At 48.6% G+C, this 21,153-nt stretch carries 17 protein-coding genes; 11 read left to right on the top strand and 6 right to left on the bottom strand.

Going from position 1 to position 21,153, the window contains the following annotated elements; translation table 11 throughout:
- Positions 1-23 precede the first annotated feature (23 nt).
- Positions 24-992, bottom strand: a complete 969-nt coding sequence (locus MHM94_RS12240; protein ID WP_151173407.1) for a class 1 fructose-bisphosphatase — start codon at positions 990-992, stop codon at positions 24-26.
- A 172-nt stretch (positions 993-1,164) separates the two neighbouring features.
- Between MHM94_RS12240 and MHM94_RS12235 the strand changes: the two genes are divergently transcribed.
- The 6 genes from MHM94_RS12235 (at position 1,165) to MHM94_RS12210 (ending at position 8,003) form a co-directional block, all read left to right on the top strand.
- Positions 1,165-3,594, top strand: a complete 2,430-nt coding sequence (locus MHM94_RS12235; protein ID WP_235419556.1) for a zinc-dependent metalloprotease — start codon at positions 1,165-1,167, stop codon at positions 3,592-3,594.
- Positions 3,595-3,671: 77 nt separating this feature from the next.
- Complete coding sequence (gene mpl, locus MHM94_RS12230) at positions 3,672-5,027, top strand: UDP-N-acetylmuramate:L-alanyl-gamma-D-glutamyl-meso-diaminopimelate ligase (protein ID WP_235419557.1); 1,356 nt, start codon at positions 3,672-3,674, stop codon at positions 5,025-5,027.
- Positions 5,024-5,647: a flavin prenyltransferase UbiX gene (locus MHM94_RS12225; protein ID WP_235419558.1), complete on the top strand. Its 624-nt coding sequence runs from the start codon at positions 5,024-5,026 to the stop codon at positions 5,645-5,647. Before mpl ends, MHM94_RS12225 begins: the two co-directional genes overlap by 4 nt.
- On the top strand, positions 5,648-6,571 hold the full coding sequence (locus tag MHM94_RS12220; RefSeq protein WP_022943356.1) for an ABC transporter ATP-binding protein: 924 nt from the start codon (positions 5,648-5,650) through the stop codon (positions 6,569-6,571). It begins immediately after the preceding gene.
- Entirely contained in the window at positions 6,571-7,338 is a 768-nt protein-coding gene (locus MHM94_RS12215; protein WP_022943357.1) for an ABC transporter permease, read from the top strand. The genes MHM94_RS12220 and MHM94_RS12215 overlap by 1 nt, the downstream gene beginning before the upstream one ends.
- On the top strand, positions 7,338-8,003 hold the full coding sequence (locus MHM94_RS12210; protein ID WP_053909777.1) for an SAM-dependent methyltransferase: 666 nt from the start codon (positions 7,338-7,340) through the stop codon (positions 8,001-8,003). The genes MHM94_RS12215 and MHM94_RS12210 overlap by 1 nt, the downstream gene beginning before the upstream one ends.
- 14 nt (positions 8,004-8,017) lie before the next feature.
- Here MHM94_RS12210 and plsY read toward each other — a convergent pair whose 3' ends face one another.
- The gene (plsY, locus tag MHM94_RS12205) at positions 8,018-8,611 is read right to left on the bottom strand and encodes a glycerol-3-phosphate 1-O-acyltransferase PlsY (RefSeq protein WP_235419559.1); all 594 of its coding nucleotides are present in this window, start codon (positions 8,609-8,611) and stop codon (positions 8,018-8,020) included.
- Positions 8,612-8,746: 135 nt separating this feature from the next.
- Here plsY and folB point away from each other — a divergent pair, with 135 nt between their 5' ends.
- Genes folB through MHM94_RS12190 form a run of 3 tightly spaced genes read left to right on the top strand, consistent with a single transcriptional unit; the run spans position 8,747 to position 10,385 of the window.
- The gene (gene folB / locus MHM94_RS12200; RefSeq protein ID WP_022943360.1) at positions 8,747-9,100 is read left to right on the top strand and encodes a dihydroneopterin aldolase; all 354 of its coding nucleotides are present in this window, start codon (positions 8,747-8,749) and stop codon (positions 9,098-9,100) included.
- A 2-nt stretch (positions 9,101-9,102) separates the two neighbouring features.
- Positions 9,103-9,585, top strand: a complete 483-nt coding sequence (gene folK / locus MHM94_RS12195; protein WP_045979263.1) for a 2-amino-4-hydroxy-6-hydroxymethyldihydropteridine diphosphokinase — start codon at positions 9,103-9,105, stop codon at positions 9,583-9,585.
- The gene (locus MHM94_RS12190; protein WP_045979264.1) at positions 9,582-10,385 is read left to right on the top strand and encodes an undecaprenyl-diphosphate phosphatase; all 804 of its coding nucleotides are present in this window, start codon (positions 9,582-9,584) and stop codon (positions 10,383-10,385) included. Before folK ends, MHM94_RS12190 begins: the two co-directional genes overlap by 4 nt.
- A gap of 19 nt (positions 10,386-10,404) precedes the next feature.
- Here the strand turns inward: MHM94_RS12190 and MHM94_RS12185 are convergent, their stop codons facing one another.
- Complete coding sequence (locus tag MHM94_RS12185; RefSeq protein WP_235419560.1) at positions 10,405-11,505, bottom strand: tRNA nucleotidyltransferase; 1,101 nt, start codon at positions 11,503-11,505, stop codon at positions 10,405-10,407.
- A gap of 158 nt (positions 11,506-11,663) precedes the next feature.
- Here MHM94_RS12185 and MHM94_RS12180 point away from each other — a divergent pair, with 158 nt between their 5' ends.
- Both MHM94_RS12180 and MHM94_RS12175 read left to right on the top strand, forming a co-directional pair.
- Positions 11,664-12,581: an AAA family ATPase gene (locus tag MHM94_RS12180; RefSeq protein ID WP_022943364.1), complete on the top strand. Its 918-nt coding sequence runs from the start codon at positions 11,664-11,666 to the stop codon at positions 12,579-12,581.
- Positions 12,582-12,592: 11 nt separating this feature from the next.
- Entirely contained in the window at positions 12,593-13,606 is a 1,014-nt protein-coding gene (locus MHM94_RS12175) for a general secretion pathway protein GspB (RefSeq protein ID WP_235419561.1), read from the top strand.
- 46 nt (positions 13,607-13,652) lie between these two features.
- Here the strand turns inward: MHM94_RS12175 and MHM94_RS12170 are convergent, their stop codons facing one another.
- The 3 genes from MHM94_RS12170 to putA all read right to left on the bottom strand — a co-directional run bounded on the left by MHM94_RS12170 (position 13,653) and on the right by putA (position 21,060).
- Positions 13,653-15,719 carry a catalase gene (locus MHM94_RS12170; RefSeq protein ID WP_235419562.1) on the bottom strand — a complete coding sequence of 689 codons (2,067 nt, stop codon included), beginning with the start codon at positions 15,717-15,719 and terminating at the stop codon, positions 13,653-13,655.
- 196 nt (positions 15,720-15,915) lie between these two features.
- Positions 15,916-17,127 carry an HD-GYP domain-containing protein gene (locus MHM94_RS12165; RefSeq protein ID WP_235419563.1) on the bottom strand — a complete coding sequence of 404 codons (1,212 nt, stop codon included), beginning with the start codon at positions 17,125-17,127 and terminating at the stop codon, positions 15,916-15,918.
- 129 nt (positions 17,128-17,256) lie between these two features.
- On the bottom strand, positions 17,257-21,060 hold the full coding sequence (gene putA, locus MHM94_RS12160) for a bifunctional proline dehydrogenase/L-glutamate gamma-semialdehyde dehydrogenase PutA (protein WP_138509369.1): 3,804 nt from the start codon (positions 21,058-21,060) through the stop codon (positions 17,257-17,259).
- Positions 21,061-21,153 lie beyond the last annotated feature (93 nt).

The following is a 21,153-nucleotide window of genomic DNA, read 5'->3' as shown; positions in this document are numbered from 1 at the left end:
AGGCACCCAAGGGTGCCTTTATGTTATTGGTGATAGCTTAAACAGGTTTCTACTTCCTCTTTCGAGCCGAGAATCACCGCGACACGCTGGTGAATTTGCTGCGGGTCTACTTCCATAATCCGCTGCTCGCCCGTACTTGCCAAACCTCCAGCTTGTTCAATTAGCATAGCCATCGGGTTGGCTTCATAAAGGAGGCGCAGTTTATAAGGCTTGTCGGGGTTTTTAGTATCGGCCGGGTAGGTAAACAGGCCGCCACGACAGAGCACGCGATGGACATCGCCGACCATGGCGGCTATCCAGCGCATATTAAAGTTTTTGCCACGAGGGCCGCTCTTACCGGCAAGTAAATCGGCGATGTATTGCTGCATCGGCGCTTGCCAATGCCGTTGGTTAGAGGCATTAATTGCGAATTCTTGGGTCTGTGCTGGCACTGAAGCAAAATCTTGCGTTAGCAAGAAGCTGCCGTGGGTTCTATCTAAGGTGAAAAGGCGAGTGCCTTTACCAGTGGTGAGCGCCAGCATCGTTGACGGGCCATATAAAACATAACCCGCCGCGACCTGTTGCTCACCTTTTTGTAGGAAAATGGCTGGATCGCTGGCATCGGCTTCTTTAGGTACGCGCATCACCGAGAAAATAGTGCCCACTAGGGAATTAATATCGGTATTAGAAGAACCATCAAGCGGGTCGAAGGCAACAATGTAGTCGGCCTCAGGGTTACCAGCTACGGTCCCCTCTTCCTCTTCAGAGGCGATGGCTTTAACGTAACCTGACTCCAACAAGATATCTTTGAGGAGTTGGTTCGATAACACGTCTAACTTCTTTTGTGTTTCACCTTGAATATTCTCGTCTAAAGTGGAGCCAAGTACGCCAGAAAGAGCTCCTTGACTGACTCGGAAAGAGATCTCCTTACACGCGGCCAAAATGGTGCGAATAAGGGAGATAAGATCGCGTGGGCAACCGTCTTCTAGCAATACCGGAGGGAGTCTGCGCATGCTGTTTTGTTCCTTAGTCTGTTGGGCCTAAGCGGCTGAAAATGTGAGAGAGTACCGCTCAGAATACGCTGTTTATTTATCGTGTTGCGGTTGTAGATTGGCGCCGAGCGGATATACTCAATGGCGATAATTTCTACACTCTACAAACGATACCAATAACAAAGTGAGAACCATGGTGAAACCGCAGATACTACGAATCGCACTGTTCCTCTTGTTGCTGCCTATGATAACCCAAGCGCACGCAGCAATTAAGTCTATCAGCCAGTTTACGCAAAATATGAGCAAGTATCCTGGTTATTTCACGTTTTACTATGCCAATGATGAAGGCAAACTGTACTTGGAAGTAGATAAACTTAAACAGCCGTTTTTGTTGCAACAAAGCTTACCTTATGGTGTCGGTTCGAACGATATTGGTTTAGATCGCGGTCAGTTGGGCAATACCTACTTGGCGCAGTTTGAGCGTATGGGCAACAAGGTGATGTTACGAGCCCTGAATAGCTATTACCGAGCTTCTAGCAGTAATCAGGCGGAACAGCAAAGCGTGCGTGAAGCGTTCGCCTCAAGTATTCTCCACGGGTTTGAAATTAAAGCGCTCACCGATACTCGGGTGGTGATTGATTATACTCCCTACCTGCTGAGTGATGTACATGGCGTGAGCCGCACTTTAGCGGAGCGCAAGCAAGGTCACTTTAACTTAGACACCTCACGTAGCGCCGTGCATATGCCGCGCAGTAAGTCTTTTGTGAACAATACCGAGCTGGAAGCGGTGCTAACGTTTAGTGGCACTAAGCCTGGTGAATACGTAAAGCAAGTCAGTGCCGACCCTTATGCGCTGACGGTGCATATGCATCATTCATTGATTGCATTGCCAGACGACAATTATCAACCGCGCGAGTTTCACCCGCAGTCGGGTTATTGGAGTATCGAGCATAAAGACTATTCGGCGCCACTGGGGGAGAGCATGTATGTACGCTATATCCCGCGCCATCGACTGGAGAAAAAACACCCGAATAAAGCATTAAGTGAAGCTGTTAAGCCGATCGTTTACTACCTTGACCCTGGGGTGCCTGAGCCGGTGCGCACAGCATTACTCGATGGTGCCAAGTGGTGGAACACTGCCTTTGAAAAGGCGGGCTACAAAAATGCCTTCCAAGTGAAAATGCTGCCTGAGCATGCTGATCCCATGGATGTGCGCTATAACGTGATTCAGTGGGTCCATCGCGCCACGAGGGGCTGGTCTTATGGTGGCTCAGTGATTGACCCGCGTACCGGAGAGATTATCAAAGGTCATGTAACCTTGGGATCGCTACGTGTACGCCAAGACATTTTAATAGCCGAAGCCTTGGCTGCCCCCTATAAAAAGGGTGATGAGGTTACCGAGAAGCTACAAGCCATGGCGCTCGATCGCATCCGTCAACTCAGTGCGCATGAAATAGGCCACACACTAGGGATCGCTCATAACTTTGCCGCCTCAAGCCGTGCCCGAGCCTCGGTCATGGATTACCCGCACCCGTTAGTGGCGCTCAATCAGCAAGGTCAGTTAGATACCACCAAGGGCTATGCCAAAGGCATGGGGCTGTGGGATGAACAGGTGATTAAATACGGCTACAGTGATTTTCGTGGCCAGGACGAAGATGAACAGTTGCATGCTATTTTGGCGCAAAATCGTGAATTGGGATTAGAGTTTATCTCTGATCGCGATGCCCGAGCTCAAGGCGGCGCCCATCCCAGCGGTCACCTATGGGATAATGGTGAAGACCCTGCCGCTGAGCTACAACGTGTGATGCAAGTGCGCAAACAGGCACTGGCGCGATTTGGTATCGAAAATGTCAAAGCGGGCACCTCCTTATCGCAGCTGGAGGAAGTGCTAGTGCCCTTGTATCTATTTCACCGCTATCAAGTTGAGGCGGCGGTGAAGTTAGTCGGGGGCGTTGATTACAGTTATGAAGTGCGCAGTGCACAACCGGTGCAAGGAACCCAAGTTGTTGCTCGAGAGCGCCAACAAAGTGCGTTTCAAGCGCTATTGGCAACTCTCGATGCGCAGCAGTTAGTGTTACCCGAGAGTGTGGTGGCGTTGATCCCGCCGAAAGCCTATGGCGAATACCCAACCCGTGAAAGTGTAAAAGGGCGTACCGGGATCACCCTTGATGCCATGGCGCTTCCTGAGGTGGCGGCAAATCATACGTTGGCACTGTTGTTTCACCCTGAACGTCTGAATCGCCTTGCCCAACAAGGGGCCCGTAGCGAGCAATCGTTTGGGCTCGATAACTTACTTGAGCAGTTTGTTGCCCGCATTTTTGATAATGAGCATCCCAGCGCGATGGCGGCGAAAGTGCAACATCGCATTCAGTGGTTGAGTGCTCAGCATTTTGTTAATTTAGTCAGTAGCGACAAAGTGGCGCCTGAAGTACAAGCTCAATTCAAGTACTACTTACGCCAAATTGCCGATGACTATCAACAAGATAAGCTGCTAGGCAGCGTGAGTAGCGGCGAAAGTGCCTTTAAACAACACTTAGCCGATGCCATTAACCAATTCCTAGAGCGCGGTCAGTGGCCGCAAAGCTTTAAACCTTTACCTATGCCGCCGGGTTCACCTATCTAAGTTATTTTGGCATCATATAGAGCCGCTCAGTATGACTAAGGTGCTGAGCGGCTTTCTTTTCGCCAATGGAAAATTCTATGCACATACATATTCTCGGCATTTGCGGCACCTTTATGGGCGGCATCGCCGCTATCGCCAAGGCTTTAGGGCATCAGGTAACCGGCTCTGATGAAAATGTTTACCCGCCCATGAGCACTCAACTGGAGCAGCTGGGGATTGAACTCGTACAGGGCTATGATCCGAGCCAACTTAACCCAGCTCCCGATGTGGTTATCATTGGCAATGCCATGAGTCGCGGCAATCCTTGTGTCGAGTATGTATTAGATAAAGGCTTGCGCTATACCTCCGGCCCTGAGTGGTTAAAGGAGCACCTACTACGCGACAGTTGGGTGCTTGCTGTGGCCGGCACTCATGGTAAAACCACCACGGCGAGTATGTTAGCGTGGATACTGGAGTACGCAGGGCTCAAGCCGGGCTTTCTCATTGGTGGAGTGGTGCAAAACTTTGGCGTGTCGGCACGCCTCGGTGAGACGCCTTTTTTTGTTATTGAAGCGGATGAGTACGATACCGCATTTTTTGATAAGCGCAGCAAGTTTGTCCACTATCTGCCACGGACCTTAGTATTAAATAACTTAGAGTTTGATCACGCCGATATATTTCCAGACTTAGCGGCAATACAAACCCAGTTTCATCACCTGATGCGCACCTTACCAGGCAGCGGCAAGGTGATTTATCCGCAACAGGATAACGCCTTGGCAGAAGTGATCGACCGAGGCTGTTGGAGCGAATATGAAGTACTGGCCCCACAGCAGTGGCATTATCGTCTGCGTAGCGCCGATGGCAGTGCCTTCGACGTACTTTATCAGGGTGAAGTGCAAGGCTGCGTAAACTGGCAGGCAATTGGCGAGCACAACGTGAATAACGCTTTGATGGCGATCGCTGCCGCGCGTCACGCTGGAGTGGCGGTGGCAACCAGTATTACTGCACTAGAGCAGTTTCAATCTCCAAAACGGCGTATGGAACTAAAGGGCCAAGTAGCGGGGGTCACCGTTTATGACGATTTTGCCCATCACCCTACCGCAATAGCCACTACCTTGGCCGGGCTTCGTGCTAAGGTAGGCGATGAGCGTATTATTGCAGTGCTGGAACCGCGCTCGAACACCATGAAAATGGGCGTGCATAAAGACACCCTGATGGCGTCATTTCAGGCAGCTGATAACTGCTTTTTATACCAGCCCCCCGGTCTGGGGTGGTCATTGACAGAGCAAGCTGACAAAGCGGGCGCGCACTGTGAACACGATATTGATACGCTCGTAGAGAACATCATTGCCGAAGCCGCGCCGAACAGCCATATATTGGTCATGAGTAATGGCGGCTTTGGCGGCATTCACCAACGTTTACTTGATGCCTTAGCGAATAAGGAAAAGGTATGAGCCAATTCAAAGAACCAATCACCTTAGCCTTTAGTGGCGCTTCGGGCGCTCCCTATGGTTTGCGTTTGCTCGAAGTGTTACTTCAGCAAGGGCACCAGGTGTTTGTGTTAATTTCCAGTGCGGCGCGGGTGGTGCTGGACACCGAATCGAACATCAAACTCTCTGCGAATGAGCAAAAAGCCACGGCACAGTTAAGCGAGCGCTTTAGCGCCGAACCCGAACAACTGCAGGTGTTTGGCAAAGACAACTGGTTTAGTCCTGTGGCTTCGGGCTCAGCGGCACCGAAAAAAATGGTGGTGTGCCCATGCAGCGCTGGTGCAGTATCCGCCATTGCCGTTGGTGCCTCGGACAATCTCCTTGAGCGCGCTGCGGATGTGGTCATTAAAGAACGTGGACAGTTAATTTTAGTGCCCCGGGAAACGCCTTTTAATGAAATTCATCTTGAGAATATGCTCAAGCTATCGCGCTTAGGGGTCACTATTATGCCGGCGGCGCCGGGCTTTTATCATCAACCGCAGAGCATTGCTGAGTTGGTGGACTTTATGGTGGCGCGGATCCTCGACCACCTCGGAATCGAACAACAATTGACCTCACGTTGGGGTTATGGAGAGCAAAAGTAAATGACAGTGGCATTGAATATTGAAGGACTCACCAAAACCTATAAAAATGGCGTACAAGCAGTGAAAGGGATCGACCTGCAAGTACAGCAAGGCGACTTTTTTGCTTTGTTAGGCCCCAATGGTGCCGGTAAGTCGACCACCATCGGGGTGATTTCATCGTTAGTGAACAAAACCTCAGGTAAAGTCGAAGTATTTGGCCACAACATTGATACTGACTTAGAGGCGGCGAAGTCAGAGTTGGGCTTAGTACCACAAGAGTTCAACTTCAGTCAGTTTGAAACCCTGCAACAAATCCTGGTGAACCAGGCGGGCTATTATGGTGTGCCGCGCGGCGAAGCCCATAAACGTGCAGATAAGTACCTAAAGCAATTAGGTTTACTGGATAAAAAAGACAAACAAGCACGTAGCCTCTCTGGCGGGATGAAACGCCGATTAATGATTGCACGGGCGTTAATGCACGAGCCCAAGCTGCTTATCTTGGATGAGCCAACGGCCGGGGTTGATATCGAACTCCGGCGCTCAATGTGGGATTTTTTGCGTGAAATTAACCGCCAAGGGGTGACTATTATCCTAACCACTCATTACCTTGAAGAGGCGGAGTTGCTGTGTAAAAACATCGCTATTATCGACCAAGGTATTATTGTTGAGCACACCACGATTAAAGCGTTGCTAGCTAAGTTGGATAAAGAAACCTTTATTCTCGATTTGCAACAACCGGCTAAGCCGGTGAGCTTGCCTGGCTACGAATTCACCCTGAGCGATGAGCACACCGTTGAGGTGGAAGTGGCAAAATCACAAGGTTTGAATGAGGTTTTTAATGCCTTAACGGCGCAAGGCAACACGGTATTGAGTATGCGCAATAAGGCTAACCGCCTGGAAGAGTTGTTTGTGGGTTTGTTGAATCAAGAGCGAGGACAGTCTTAATGTTGAAGTATGGCGTAGCGCTAAAAAGTATTTGGATTAAAGAGTGTATTCGCTTTTTGCGTATCTGGGTGCAAACCCTTGTGCCTCCCGCGATTACCATGACCCTGTACTTCGTTATCTTTGGCAGTTTAATTGGCTCGCGTATTGGCGAAATGGGCGGCTTTACCTACATGGAGTTTATCGTCCCTGGGCTTATTATGATGTCGGTGATCACCAACTCCTACTCGAATGTGGCCTCTAGTTTTTACTCTACTAAGTTTCAAAAAAGTATTGAAGAGCTGCTGGTGGCCCCTGTACCGAATTACATTATTGTATTGGGGTACATGGGTGGGGGTATGGCTCGTGGCATGCTCGTGGGGTTAATGGTGACCTTAGTGTCGCTGTTTTTTGTCGATATCCAAATTCATAATATATTTGTGATTATCGCCACGGTTATTCTGACCTCAGCAGTATTTGCTCTAGGTGGATTGATTAACGCGGTTTATGCCAATAGTTTCGATGACATCAGTATCATCCCGACCTTTGTGCTCACACCATTGACCTACCTTGGCGGGGTGTTTTATTCCATTACTCTGCTACCTGAGTTTTGGCAGGGAGTGTCGCAAATCAACCCGATCATTTACATGGTTAATGCCTTTAGATTTGGCTTTTTAGGGGTATCTGATGTCAATATTTGGGTGTCATTTGCGGTGTTGCTACTGTTTATCACCGCCTTATTTACCTTGGCACTGACTTTAATTCGCAAAGGTGTGGGGTTACGTCACTGATGGTTGATGCAAGTTCTCGTGCGATTGTTTCGAACCAACCGAGCCTCCATGACAAGCTCGATGATATCGTCACTAAGCACCTTAATGCTGAGTTTAAAAAGCCGATAGCCGCGCACACTCAGCGCGCTTTTGATGAAGTAAACGATAAAGTACAACAAGCCAACGGACCTATCATTTTGGACTCCTGTTGTGGTGTTGGTGAAAGTACCGCTAATTTAGCTAAAGTGCACCCTGATGCCTTGATTATTGGTGTTGATAAGTCAGCGCATCGTTTGCACAAACACGACGTGCAGTACCGCCAAGATGAGGGAGGAGAGTACCTGCTAGTGCAAGCAGACTTGAATGACTTTTGGCGCTTGGCAAAGCAAGCTCAGTGGCAACCGAGTCATCACTACTTGCTCTATCCGAACCCTTGGCCGAAGGCTAAGCATATCCAACGTCGCTGGCACGGCGCTGCTATTTTTCCGACTATTGTTGCCTTAGGCGGGCGTCTAGAGCTGCGCAGCAATTGGCATATTTATGTTCGTGAGTTTGCCAGAGCATTGCAATTGGCAGGGCACCCAACGGCTGTTGAGCCTTATCATAGCGACACCGCGATCACGCCGTTTGAACGCAAGTATTGGGCCAGTGGCCAAAGCAGTTATCGCTTGGTTGTCGACTTATAAATACTAGCCGAGTGTTACTCGGCTTTTTTCTTCTCGCCAACCTTTGGCTCTTCACCTTTGAATAAACGCACCATATTTGCGCGGTGGCGAAAAATAATGACGACGGTTAAAAACGTGACAGGCAAAGTGTATAAGGGTTTTATCAACCAAGTGTATAGTGGCGCTAACGACACGGTTACCAATGCAGCCAACGACGAATAGCGAGTCAGCGCAACGACACTGGCCCAAGTAAGAATAAGCAATCCCCCGAGCGATAAACCTATCGGCAGTAAGGCCCCAAAGGCGGTGGCCACGGCTTTGCCGCCCTTAAAGCCAAAAAAGAGTGGGTAGATGTGCCCTAAACATGCGGCCACGGCAACCAAGCCTAAATAGATAGGATCTATGCCCATAAAGTAGGCTCCCCATACGGGTATGGTGCCTTTTAAAATATCAAAGCACAGCACCATCATCGCAGGCAGTCTGCCGCCTAAACGATAAACATTCGTGGCACCGGGATTTTTTGAGCCCGCTTTTCTTGGGTCTGGCAACGCAAACAGATGACAAATCAGTACTGCCGATGAGACCGAGCCTAAGAGGTAGGCAAAAATGCACATTAACGCCGCTAACACTGTCATCCTTATTTTTTAATTGAACGTTTTGGGCTATTATCGCCGCTCATTGTTTATTTGAGCAGTTTGTCTGGCTCAGGGTACTGAGTTTAACGCCGCGTAGGTATCCGACCAGCTGGCATTGGAGCCGAAGAGATGGATAAAGTCTATATATCGCAACTAAAGGTCGACACCATAATAGGAGTGTACGACTTTGAGAAAGAATGTAAACAGAGCCTGTATTTTGACATCGAAATGGATTGTGATATTGCCGCTGCGGCAGCTAGCGATGACCTATCTCAGACAATAGATTATGCCGAAGTGAGCCGCCGTGTGACCGAGCACTGTATTGCGAAACCGGTCGAGCTGCTGGAAACCCTTTTAGAGCAGTTAGCGGCACTCATCCTAGCAGAGTTTGCCACCAATAAGGTCAGCATCAAGGTCAGCAAGCCTGCAGCCGTACCACAAGCACAAACGGTGGGGGTGATGATCACCCGCAGTAAGCACTAGTTATGGCGCGTATTTACATTAGCTTGGGCTCTAATATCAACAAGCACGAAAACTTAAGCAAAGGTTTATCTGCGCTGCGCTATTATTTCGGCGCCTTAGAGCACTCGAGTGTGTTTGAAAGTGAAGCGGTCGGCTTTAATGGCAGTAACTTTTATAACTCGGTTGCTGGCGTTGATACCGATATGACGCTGCATCAAGTATGCGCTTTATTAAAGCAAATTGAACGAGATCATGGCCGTACTCCGGCAGATAAAAAGTTTAGTCCACGCACGTTGGACCTCGACTTACTCTTTTACGACGATGTGATTTGCGATACGCCAGCGCAACTGCCGCGAGATGAAATTACTAAAAATGCTTTTGTGCTTTGGCCTTTATTTGAAATAGCCCCGGATTTTTACCACCCCATTGCGCAAGCGACCATCGCTGAGCTTTGGCAGGGTTATGATAAATCTCAACAAAAACTATGGAAGGTAGCTTTCGAATGACCATTCTTGCGATCATCGTTTTAGCCATTATACAGGGCCTCACTGAATTCTTACCTATTTCCAGCTCGGCACACCTTATTTTGCCATCACAGCTTTTGGGCTGGCAGGATCAAGGTTTAGCTTTTGATGTTGCCGTGCATGTCGGCTCGTTGCTAGCGGTGATGATTTATTTTCGTAAAGAGATTGGCGATATTGTTGTTGCTTGGTTTAAATCGTTTGGTTCTCAGGGCGCAAGTGATGACAGTCGCCTTGGTTGGTACATTTTGCTGGCCACCATTCCTGCTGGGTTAGCGGCGCAAGTATTTGAAGACTTGATAGAACAGCACTTACGTGCTGCTATTGTTATTGCCATTACCACCATTTTCTTCGGTCTGGTTTTGTGGTGGGCAGATTTTAAGGCCAAAGAAACTAAGAATATTTATCAGCTGAACTGGAAATCGGCTTTGTTGATTGGTGTGGCGCAAGCTGTTGCGCTGATCCCGGGCACCTCGCGCTCAGGTATTACCATGACCGCCGGCCTATTTTTGGGCTTAAATAAGCAAAGCGCAGCACGCTTTTCGTTTTTACTCTCAGTGCCGGTTATTGGCGGTATGGGACTGATAAAAACGGTGCAGTTGGCGACAGGCGACACCGCAGTTGATTGGCAGGCACTGACCCTGGGTGCAGGGCTTTCATTTGTCGCCGCCTATGCCTGTATCTTCCTATTTTTAAAATACATTGAGCGCATGGGAATGCTGCCATTTGTTATTTATCGCTTAATCTTAGGGGTTGGGCTACTGGCCTTTTTGCTTTATAGCTAGTGCTACTAGCCCTTTTTATTTAGCCCTCAAGAGCTTCGCGGATAGCTGCTAATCGCCCCTGCTGCAAAGCCGTTTTAATTGCAGCGCCACTGATCCCTTGTTGGATATAGGTTTGGGCACTGACTTGTTGCGCATGGTGCGCAGCTTGGCGTATTTGATGCTGAGTATCAAACTGGCCTAAGGTGTAGGCATCGTAACTTATCAGTAATTGATTGAGGTGTTCTGGGCGGCGCCATAAATCAATGGCATTAAATAGCTCTAGCAGTATCTCAGCATCGTAATGAGCCAGTGTCTGATGGTGTTGGGCCAACAATTGAGCGCTGTGAATAAACTGATTAGGGACGCGAAAATGCTGGAAAAAAGCTGCGCGTTCATCGTGACTGAGCGCACACATGAGTAGTGCGAAATGGGCAGTAGCCGCTAAGCTTTGCTGGCGTGCGTAGTCAATACGCGGGGTTAGCCAAGCGTGCTGCTCAGGCCAGCGAGTGGCGAGTGCAGGGCATAATTCAGTTAAAGCTTGTGCTTGATACAACGCATCAACGAAGCAGTCGATATAGCCGTCTTCCAGAGCCTTATGCCATTCTAACCAAACGCGCTCTGGTGTTAAGCTTGCAAGTTCGCCACTGGCGGCGATCTCTCGCATTAGCGTTAGTGTTTCATCAGCAATCGTGAAGCCCAATTCATGGTAACGAGCGCGAAAGCGTGCGACTCGAAGCACTCGCAGCGGGTCTTCACTAAAGGCGGGGCTGACATGACGTAATATGCGTTGCTCAAGGTCCTTCTGGCCATGATAAGGGTCAACCAGTTGACCTTCAGCATCTTCAGCAATGGCATTGACCGTTAAATCGCGTCGCGCTAAGTCCTGCTCCAGTGTGATGTCTGGCGTAAAGTCGCAAATAAACCCGGTGTATCCTTGTCCCTGCTTACGCTCTGTGCGTGCCAGAGCATGCTCATCCTTGGTTTTGGGGTGCAAAAAAACGGGAAAGTCCTTACCTACTTGAGTAAAGCCCAGCGTCTTCATTTGCTCTACCGTTGCACCGACCACAACGTAATCGTACTCTTTGACTTTGCGGCCTAATAATTTATCTCGTACTGCGCCGCCGACAAGGTAGGTTTGCATGCCCATTCCGTTATTGTGCTGTTATTAATGGTGATGATTGTATCAGAGTTTTCTCGCTGGCGTTTTTTTGTCATTATAGGCGCGATAATAAAAAACGACTGTGCGCAGCGATTGCTCGGCGCAGTTAACCTGGGCGACAAACTCAAAGGACCTTGTTTGTGTATCAAGACTATTTTGGCTTAAGCGAAAAGCCGTTCTCTATTGCGCCGAATCCAGAATACTTGTATTTGAGTGAACGTCACAAAGAGGCGCTTGCCCATTTAACGCACGGGCTTGGGGAGTCAGGCGGGTTTGTATTGCTGACTGGTGAAGTGGGCACGGGGAAAACCACCGTCACTCGTTGTATGTTAGAGCAAGTGCCAGACTCTACACAGGTTGCGTTTATTCTTAACCCAACCTTATCTGAGCTGGAGTTACTGGCGAGTATTTGTGATGAGTTGGCTATTTCGTATGACTCAGAAAAAGCCACCCTGAAGGTGCTAACGGACTTAATTAAAGCGCGCTTACTGGATAATCACCAGCAAGGGCGTCATACCATGTTGATCATTGATGAAGCGCAACATCTTGCTCCACAAGTGTTAGAGCAATTGCGATTACTGACTAACCTGGAAACAAACCACAAAAAATTGCTGCAAATTATCCTTGTGGGTCAACCCGAGCTGCAAACTCTATTGCGTCGCAATGAATTGCGCCAACTTGCGCAGCGCATTACCGCGCGCTATCACTTATTGCCGTTAGCTTTGACTCAGGTGGATGCTTATATAAAACACCGTTTAAAGGTAGCAGGGGGCCGACAAACCTTGTTCGACAAAGGTGCTGTAAAGTACGTGCATCAACTTACAGGGGGGATCCCTAGGCTGATTAACTTGTTGTGTGAACGAGCTTTATTAGGAGCGTATTCGGCGCAGGTGAATCACATTAATAAGCGTATTATTGTGCAAGCTGCGCGTGAAGCCTTGCCTGAAACAGAGCAATCTCTGCCTCGCCAACAAGGTCGGCATTGGCGATTTATTTTCACCCTCGGTGGCATTATGATGCTATTTGCCCTGGGCATTGGCTTATCTTACATCATTTAAGGCAACTATTTATGTCACTGTTATTAGATGCACTCAAACAATCACAAAACCCCGATGCACAGCTTCCCGGCGAAGGCCTTGAGCAGCAACAGGCGCTGCGTTTTTATCGACGTTTAACCTGGTCTTTGCTGTTAGTTGTTATTGTATTGATTACCTTGGCCATCGGGTATTTTGTCGGTAAGCAATGGCAGTTACATACGCAGCCTCAGGAGCACCCAAGCAAGCAAGCGAAAGCGGCGACTGAATCGCCTGCACAACGCTCAGACGCGACTGAGCAAGCGTCTACCACAGCCTCGGATAGCGAGGCAAATGGGGCAACGTCCCCGGGACAAGTCAATATGCAAGCATTGCAAATGCCAGGGCAAGTGAACCCTTATCAGCAAATGGTTCCTGTGTATGTTATGCCGCAAATGACCCAACCTTATTCAGCACCTGGGGCTTACATGCAATGGGTGCCAACACAGGCTAATACCGCTATGCAAATACAGCCTCACTATCAGGCTAACATGAATACGCAAGCAGCAAACCAAGGGCAATATAGGGTGGTTGGACAGCCCATGACACAGACCCACGCTTACCCACAGTCTAAGCAAATGAATAACGCCTACAACAATGGCTTGAGCAATCAAAGTGACAGCGGTGCTGAGCGCACCTACGAGCAACAAAATGATGCTCAATTAGCTGGGGTATCTGATGATTTAAAACGCGCATTTGCCGATGCCGTGGCAGCCACTGAAAATATGGAAGCCGATGACTCAGTTACCACCGCAAGTCGCGCCAGCTCAATGGCAGATCCGATAGAGCTATTGCCTGAGACCATACAGAACCGTATTCCTAAACTTGTTTATCAAGCTCATATTTATGCCACAGAGCAAAGCAAACGGTGGATAAAAATCAATGGTTACGAACTGTATGAGGGCGATTCTGTGGGTCGTCTACGGGTCGTGGAAATTACCCCAGAGCAAAGCATTTTGAGCATTGATAACTATGAATTTAGCCTCGAAGCAATGCAAGATTGGCCGTAGCGGTAAGCTATTAAGGGGAAGTGTGTAACACTTCCCCTAGTGGATTTTAGCGCTGCCAAAAACGTAACTGACGTAGCTGCTCGACAAATTGAGTGATATCAGTCGAGCCGAAGTCTATCCAACCCTCGTCTTTGCTTTGTCCAAGGCCAGCAGCAGAGATTAAAGGCGAGACATGCTCGGTATAACCGATAAACTTCATGTGCGCGTGAGCATCACTAATAAAGTCCTTGGCCTCAGCAATATCAGCTAACTTTTCAGCACCTTCTTCGGTAGTTAACACGGCTATTGTGTCATACAGTACAGAAGGCCCGCCGTTGATAACTTGATCAGCCTGTTGATGATGGCCGCAGCTTGATTTTGCGCCTCCGACCTGCGCCGCTATCACTTCATAGCGTGCTCCCTCGTTGTCTAATGCAGTGGTCAGCGCTTTAAAAAGTGTTAAGTCGAAACCATCACTGATTAGAATCCCCAGTTTTCGGCCAGCAAAAGTGTGCGCAGTATTTTTCAAAATACTCAATGCATCTGATGTAGGTAAATCATCTCGAGTGGGCATAGCTGCTTGTGCGGGCTCCGGCATAGTTTGCAGACGTAGACCATCGGCGACCTCATTAGCTAAGGTGGTATCAATATTAAGTAAGTGTGAGACCACGCGCTCACGAATGGCAAGGTGCTCTACTTTAGATAACTCGAATACCAGAGCATAGTGAATATGAGCTTGCTCTATCGGCGTTTGACTGAGGTAAAACTGCCTTGCTTGACTATAGTGATCGGCAAAGGTCTCTGAACGATAACGAAGTTTATCGCCGTCTGTATGCTGTGAGGCACTTTTATATCCTGTTGTTGGACACTCTCGAGGATTATGCTCATGCTCTTGCCAAGAGTTCGGCTCATAGTTTATGCGGCCTTTAGGGTTGTGCATGGCCATATGACCATCTTGGTGAAAGTGAGCCATTGGGCATTTTGGGGCGTTTACTGGGATATGAGTAAAATTAGGACCCCCTAAGCGCTTAGTTTGCGTATCTAGATACGAAAAATTGCGCCCCTGTAACAATGGGTCCGAAGTAAAATCTAATCCCGGGACAATATTTTGTGTACAAAAAGCAACTTGTTCTGTTTCTGCAAAAAAGTTATCAACGGCGCGGTTGAGTACCATGCGGCCAACTATTTGCACCGGCACTTGCTCCTCGGGAATAAGCTTGGTGGCATCGAGCACATCAAACTCGAACTGATCAGCAAACTCTTGGCTGAACACCTGAACCCCTAGCTCCCACTCGGGGTAGTCGCCTTTGGCAATCGATTCCCACATATCACGACGATGATAGTCGGGATCTGCGCCGTTCAGCTTCAGTGCTTCATTCCAAACCACTGATTGCATCCCCTGTTTTGGTTTCCAATGAAATTTAACGTAGTTTTCCTCTCCCTCGGCATTGATAAACTTAAAGGTATGCACGCCAAAACCTTCCATAAAGCGCAGTGAACGGGGGATAGCGCGGTCCGACATGGCCCACATAACCATGTGCATGGACTCCGGCGTAAGACTGATAAAATCCCAAAAGTTGTCATGAGCCGTTTGTGCCTGCGGAAACCCTCTGTCCGGCTCTGCCTTGGCGCTATGAATGAGGTCTGGGAATTTCATTGCGTCTTGAATGAAAAATACCGGAATGTTATTTCCCACTAAATCCCAATTACCTTCTTGGGTATAGAATTTAACTGCAAAGCCACGAACATCACGCGCTAAATCAGGTGAGCCTTTATTGCCAGCAACAGTTGAAAAGCGAGCAAAAACTGGGGTCTTCTCACCTTTACGTTGAAATAAGTCAGCACAGGTTAATTGCGATAGTGATTCATACGTCTCGAAGTAACCGTGCGCACCGTAACCACGAGCATGCACCACTCGTTCAGGGATACGCTCATGATCAAAATGAAATAGTTTCTCACGTAGCACATGATCTTCTAGCAGTCCTGGGCCACGCTTAGCGGCGGTCAGTGAGTTTTGATTATCACTTACCGGGCAGCCTTGAGCTGTGGTCATCGTTGGGTGCTTTTCTGACGCTTTTTGGTGAAGCTCACCACCACTGCCTTTATTGCCTTGGTATTTAAATGATTCAGCCATTTGCCATCCTTATTGCTCATTTCAAAAGTAGAGTGAATAATGAGTTGGTAGCAAAATAGGGACCATCACAAAGTCAGCGGGGATTGCTTGGCTTTCAGCGTTGTTTTCGTTTTTAGAAGGGAATAAAATGGGAACAAGTTGCACAGGGCGCTGTAACTTTTTCAATAATACCGCTCAGCACCCTGTATAGTTCTTTTTAAGGCATCAGCGAGTGCTTGAAAAAACGCATCAGGTCGATGTTGAAAAGCTCAGGTTTAACAGCTGCTTCGAGCTCTTCGTTGGCCCGAGCTCGGGTTAAATCTATATCCTCAACCTGAGTGTAGTGGGCATGTTTAGCGTTGTAGAAGGTTTTGACCTGAGGTTTGAGAGGGTCATTAGGGTTGCTGCGCGACACCACTCCCACCTTATGATTGGTGAGCTTCACCAAGGTGCCTACGGGGTGCACGCCAATGCATTGGATAAAGCGGTTTAATAACTCACCATCAAAGTGATTGGGGACGCCATCTTTGAGAATTTTAAATGCCTGAATTGGGGTCATGCCTTCTTTATAAACGCGCTCGGCGGTTAGCGCATCGTAAACGTCGACTATTGATGCCATACGCACATACTGGCTGATCTCCTCAGCTTTTTTGCCAAAAGGGTAACCAGTGCCGTCAATGCGTTCATGGTGAAACCCGGCAATATCGACGGCAATACCGGTTAGGCCTGACTGTTCTAAGATTTCTTTACTGAAGCGGGCGTGGTCTTTTATGACCGCGAACTCTTGCTCAGTTAAGCGCCCCGGTTTATGTAAAATCTCATCGGGGATTTTTATTTTGCCAATGTCGTGCAGTAGAGCACCAGTGGCTAATTCATGAATAGTGTCAGTATCGAGGCGCAAATGTTTGGCGAAAATAGTCATCAAGATGGAGACATTAATAGAGTGCTCCATCAAGTAGGCATCTTTTTCCCTTAAACGAGTAAGACAGGCCAGCGCATCTTGATTACGAAACACTGAATCCATAAAGCCTTTGGCTACGTCTTTGAAAGGTCCCACATCAATCTTGCGGCCCGCTTTAATATCTTTAAAAGCTTTGCTTTGTAACTGTTTAGCTTCGCTGTATAGGCGTTGTGCTTTGTTAAGTTCGCTTTCAACGCTTACACTGCTCGCCCAAGGATCGCTGCTCTGCGGCTTTGCAGACTCCGTTGCAGTGGGTTTTGGTTGTGCTTCTTTGCTTGGTTTCTTGCGCTGTAGCGTCTTGTCAGGATCGATAATGACTTCCTGCACACCCACTTTTTTTAACTTATCAATCGCGGTTTGCGTCTTTACCCAGCCCTGATTTTTTATTTTCACAGAGCCTGATTGCTTGCTGACCTGAACAACAAACATACCGGGCTTAAGCTGATTGATGGAGATGGTATCGTGCATTGATTTACCGCTTTATGAACTCTTCCTTAAAACATAGCAAAGTTTCCCCTTGCTAGGTAGCAACAATTACTGCTGCAGGCAATAAAAAAGGCGCCGACGGCGCCTTTTTAATCAATAGCTTAGTTATAACTATTCGTCGTCTTCCACGAGCGTCATCAGTGACGTGTTGCCCCCTGATGCGGTGGTATCAATACTGATCGTTTTTTCGGTCAGTAGACGATTAATCAGTGTGTCGTAGTACTCGGCACTGATCACTGGCAGGATAGCGCCTTTACGGCCCGCGAGTTGCTGCGCGAAGTAACCTAAACGCGATGAGCGTGCGGCTACTACGGCACCGGCTAGGTGACGGTGAGCCAAAATTGCCTGTAGCTGATTGGGTTTTGCTACCTGCAACACGCCTTCGGCAACGCCTGTGGCAACGAACTTATCTCTGAATGCTTGCGCTTCTTCATAGAACAGTTCTGAGGCCACAGTGATCACTGTGTTACCGGCCGCTAATGCGGTGATGATAGAGATAGCCCAGAAATTAAAGGACGTACTCTTATCGGCATAACACACGACACAGCCACGAGGTTCGAGGTGCAGGGTGTTTGATTCCCCTGTTGGTCCTGGTAGCTCTTTGTGGCGTTTCATCCGCTTTTCGATACGGTTGATTTGTGCTCTGGCATCGCTCAAGGTCATTGCCAAGTCATCGGCTAGCTCATCGAGGATCTCTACCGTCGCCAACTTCGCCAGTAACTGACGCAATGCCGAAACACGATCATTCAACGCGGTAGCGCGCCAAATCTTCTCATCGCGCATTGAATTACTCATCAGCTCCTCAACTTTCTCGCTGGCGCCGGAGTAATGGTGAAGATCACGCTCATCAGGTGGCAAATCAGTCATTTGCACGTTATCAGGCGAGGCCTTCTCTTTGACCAAGCGCAATAAGTAGTTAGGGCCTCCGGCTTTTGGTCCGGTGCCAGACAGGCCTCGGCCACCGAATGGTTGCACACCAACGATAGCGCCAATCATATTGCGGTTAACGTATACGTTACCGGCACGAGATTGACGAGCGACATACTGGCAGCGCTCTTCAATGCGAGAGTGCACACCCATGGTCAGGCCATAGCCGGTACCATTGATTTGATCGAGCACATCGTCCAACTCACTGGCTTTGTAGCGAACGATATGCACGATAGGGCCAAACACTTCGCGCTTGAGCACCGATAAATCTTTGATTTCATACAGTCGCGGGGCAAAGAAGTACGCGCCGTTCTCGCTGTTATTAGGAATCGCACATTCATAATGCAAGGTCGCATTGCCTTTGAGATACTCAACATGATCGTTGAGGGTTTTCAGTGCTTTTTCATCAATCACCGGCCCGATGTCGGTAGACAGGTAGGCAGGGTCGCCCACATGCAACTCGGCCAATGCGCCTTTGAGCATCTCAATCATGCCATCGGCAACATCTTCTTGAATAAATAACACGCGCAATGCTGAACAGCGTTGACCTGCACTTTGAAAGCCAGACTTGATGACATCATCAACAACCTGTTCCGGCAGCGCCGTCGAATCGACAATCATACAGTTTTGACCGCCCGTTTCGGCAATCAAGGGCACTTGAATGTCATTACGAGCCGCTAAAGTGCGGGAAATCAGCGTGCCTGTTTCAGTGGAACCTGTGAACATCACGGCCTGGATGCGCTCATCAGGAACAATATGCTCACCCACTTCGCTACCGCGAGCAATCACTGGCTGCACCACATGTTGTGGCAAGCCGACGGAATGCATCAGTTCAATGGCGCGCAAAGCGATAAGACTGGTTTGCTCCGCTGGCTTAGCAATCACGGTATTACCAGTAACGATAGCCGCTGCAACTTGGCCAAGGAAAATAGCCAGTGGGAAGTTCCATGGGCTGATACAGAGGATCACGCCACGTGCCTCGAAACGCTCGTCCTCGGCGAGTTCTTCGGCGCGTGCTGCATAGTAGCGGCAGAAGTCTACGGCTTCACGAACTTCATCGATGCCATCTTGGGTCACTTTCCCGGCTTCTTTTATACACAAGGCAACCAGCTCATCATGGTGGCGCTCAAGGATATCGCCGACACGACGCAATAAGTCTGCGCGCTCTTTTACTGGCGTTGCTGACCAAGAGATAAACTCTTTTTCGGCATTTTCCAATAAGGTCTTCATCTCTTCGCCACTTTGCAAATGCAATTGGCCAATGATTTCCTTGTGATTAGCAGGGTTACGCACTGCTAAATTACCCTCAGCAACCTGATCGTCGCTAATACGATGTTCTTCGAACCAGGTATCAAGGTTTTCTTTTAGCGGCGTGATGGCATTGATATCAGTCAGGTCTAAGCCTTTTGAGTTGGCGCGTTCACTACCATAAAGCTCGATAGGTAATTTGATCTGCTTGTTGTATTTATTACGCAGACCCTGCAGGGTTTCTACCGGATCTGGCAGCAGTGCTTCTACCGGTTGCTTAGTATCAACAATGGCATTTACAAATGACGAGTTGGCGCCGTTTTCAAGCAGGCGACGTACCAAGTAAGCAAGCAAATCTTCATGCTGGCCCACTGGCGCATACACACGACATTGAATCTTTTCTTTGAGTACAATTTGGTCGTAAAGAGATTCACCCATACCGTGTAAGCGCTGGAATTCAAAGCCGTGATGGTCACCTTTAGCGACTTCTAAAATGGTCGCTGCAGTGTAAGCATTGTGAGTGGCAAACTGTGGGAATAGCGCATCACGTGCTTCCATTAGTTTGATAGCACAGGCTTTGTACGACACATCGGTAGTGGCTTTACGGGTGAAGACCGGGAAGTGGTCTAAACCGTCTTGCTGTGTGGTTTTAATCTCGGTGTCCCAGTAAGCGCCTTTAACCAAACGCACCATCAGTTTACGACCTACGCGACGAGCAAGTTCTGTAAGCCACTCACAAACAAAAATAGCGCGTTTTTGATAGGCTTGTACGGCCAGACCAAAACCTTGCCAGTCACCTAAATCAGGATCGCTGTATACCGCTTCAATGACATCAAGAGAAATATCTAGGCGATCGGCTTCTTCGGCGTCAACGGTGAGGCCGATATCGTATTTTTTCGCCAACAGTGCAAGCTCTTTTAGCTTGGGCACAATCTCTGACATGACGCGTTCACGGTGGGTGAACTCGTAGCGTGGATGAATTGCTGATAATTTAACGGAAATGCCGGGGCTTTTTACTGGGCCGCGACCATTGGCCGCTTTACCAATGGCATTAATTGCATTGACGTAGCTGTCGTAGTAGCGATCAGCATCCGCCATAGTGCGGGCGCCTTCGCCTAGCATGTCGTATGAGTAAACATAGCCTTTGCGCTCGGTCTCTTCGGCGCGCTCAATGGCTTCATCAATGGTTTGCCCCATAACGAACTGCTTGCCCATGATCTTCATGGCATAGTTCACTGCTTTACGGATCACCGGTTCGCCAAGGCGGCCCATGGTGCGTTTTAGCAGGCCAAACTGTTCTTCTTTGTTTTTGTCGGTGTAGTTCACCATTTTTCCGGTGACCAACAAGCCCCACGATGAGGCATTAACAAATAGCGACTCACTGCTACCTAAGTGCGAACTCCAGTCGCCATTAGCGAGTTTATCGCGAATTAAATTATCCTGTGTTTCTTTGTCTGGCACTCGCAATAGCGCTTCGGCCAAACACATTAACACCACCCCTTCCTCAGTCGACAGGGAGAACTCATTTAACAGGGCATCAATACCGTTTTGACCATCTTGGTCCTTGCGGATATTCAATACCATTTGTCGTGCGCGCTCCCAAGCGCGACTGCGTGCCGTAACGCCTACTTCAGCCAGTGGTAAAATATGATCAATCACTTCATTTTCATCAATGCGATAGAAGTCACGGATCTTCTGGCGGATAGGGCATTCAGTAATCAAATTGCCTTCAAATAACATAAGCAACCCTCAAAATCATGGAGTCTAAAAATAGCAACTGTACCCACACCACAAGGTGAGATGGTGGGGCCTCGGTTACGACAATTACTACAG

This window comes from Pseudoalteromonas sp. CNAT2-18.1 (genome assembly GCF_022347865.1).
Taxonomy (GTDB): Bacteria; Pseudomonadota; Gammaproteobacteria; order Enterobacterales; family Alteromonadaceae; genus Pseudoalteromonas; species Pseudoalteromonas ruthenica.
This window is presented reverse-complemented; position numbering and strand designations above follow the sequence as displayed.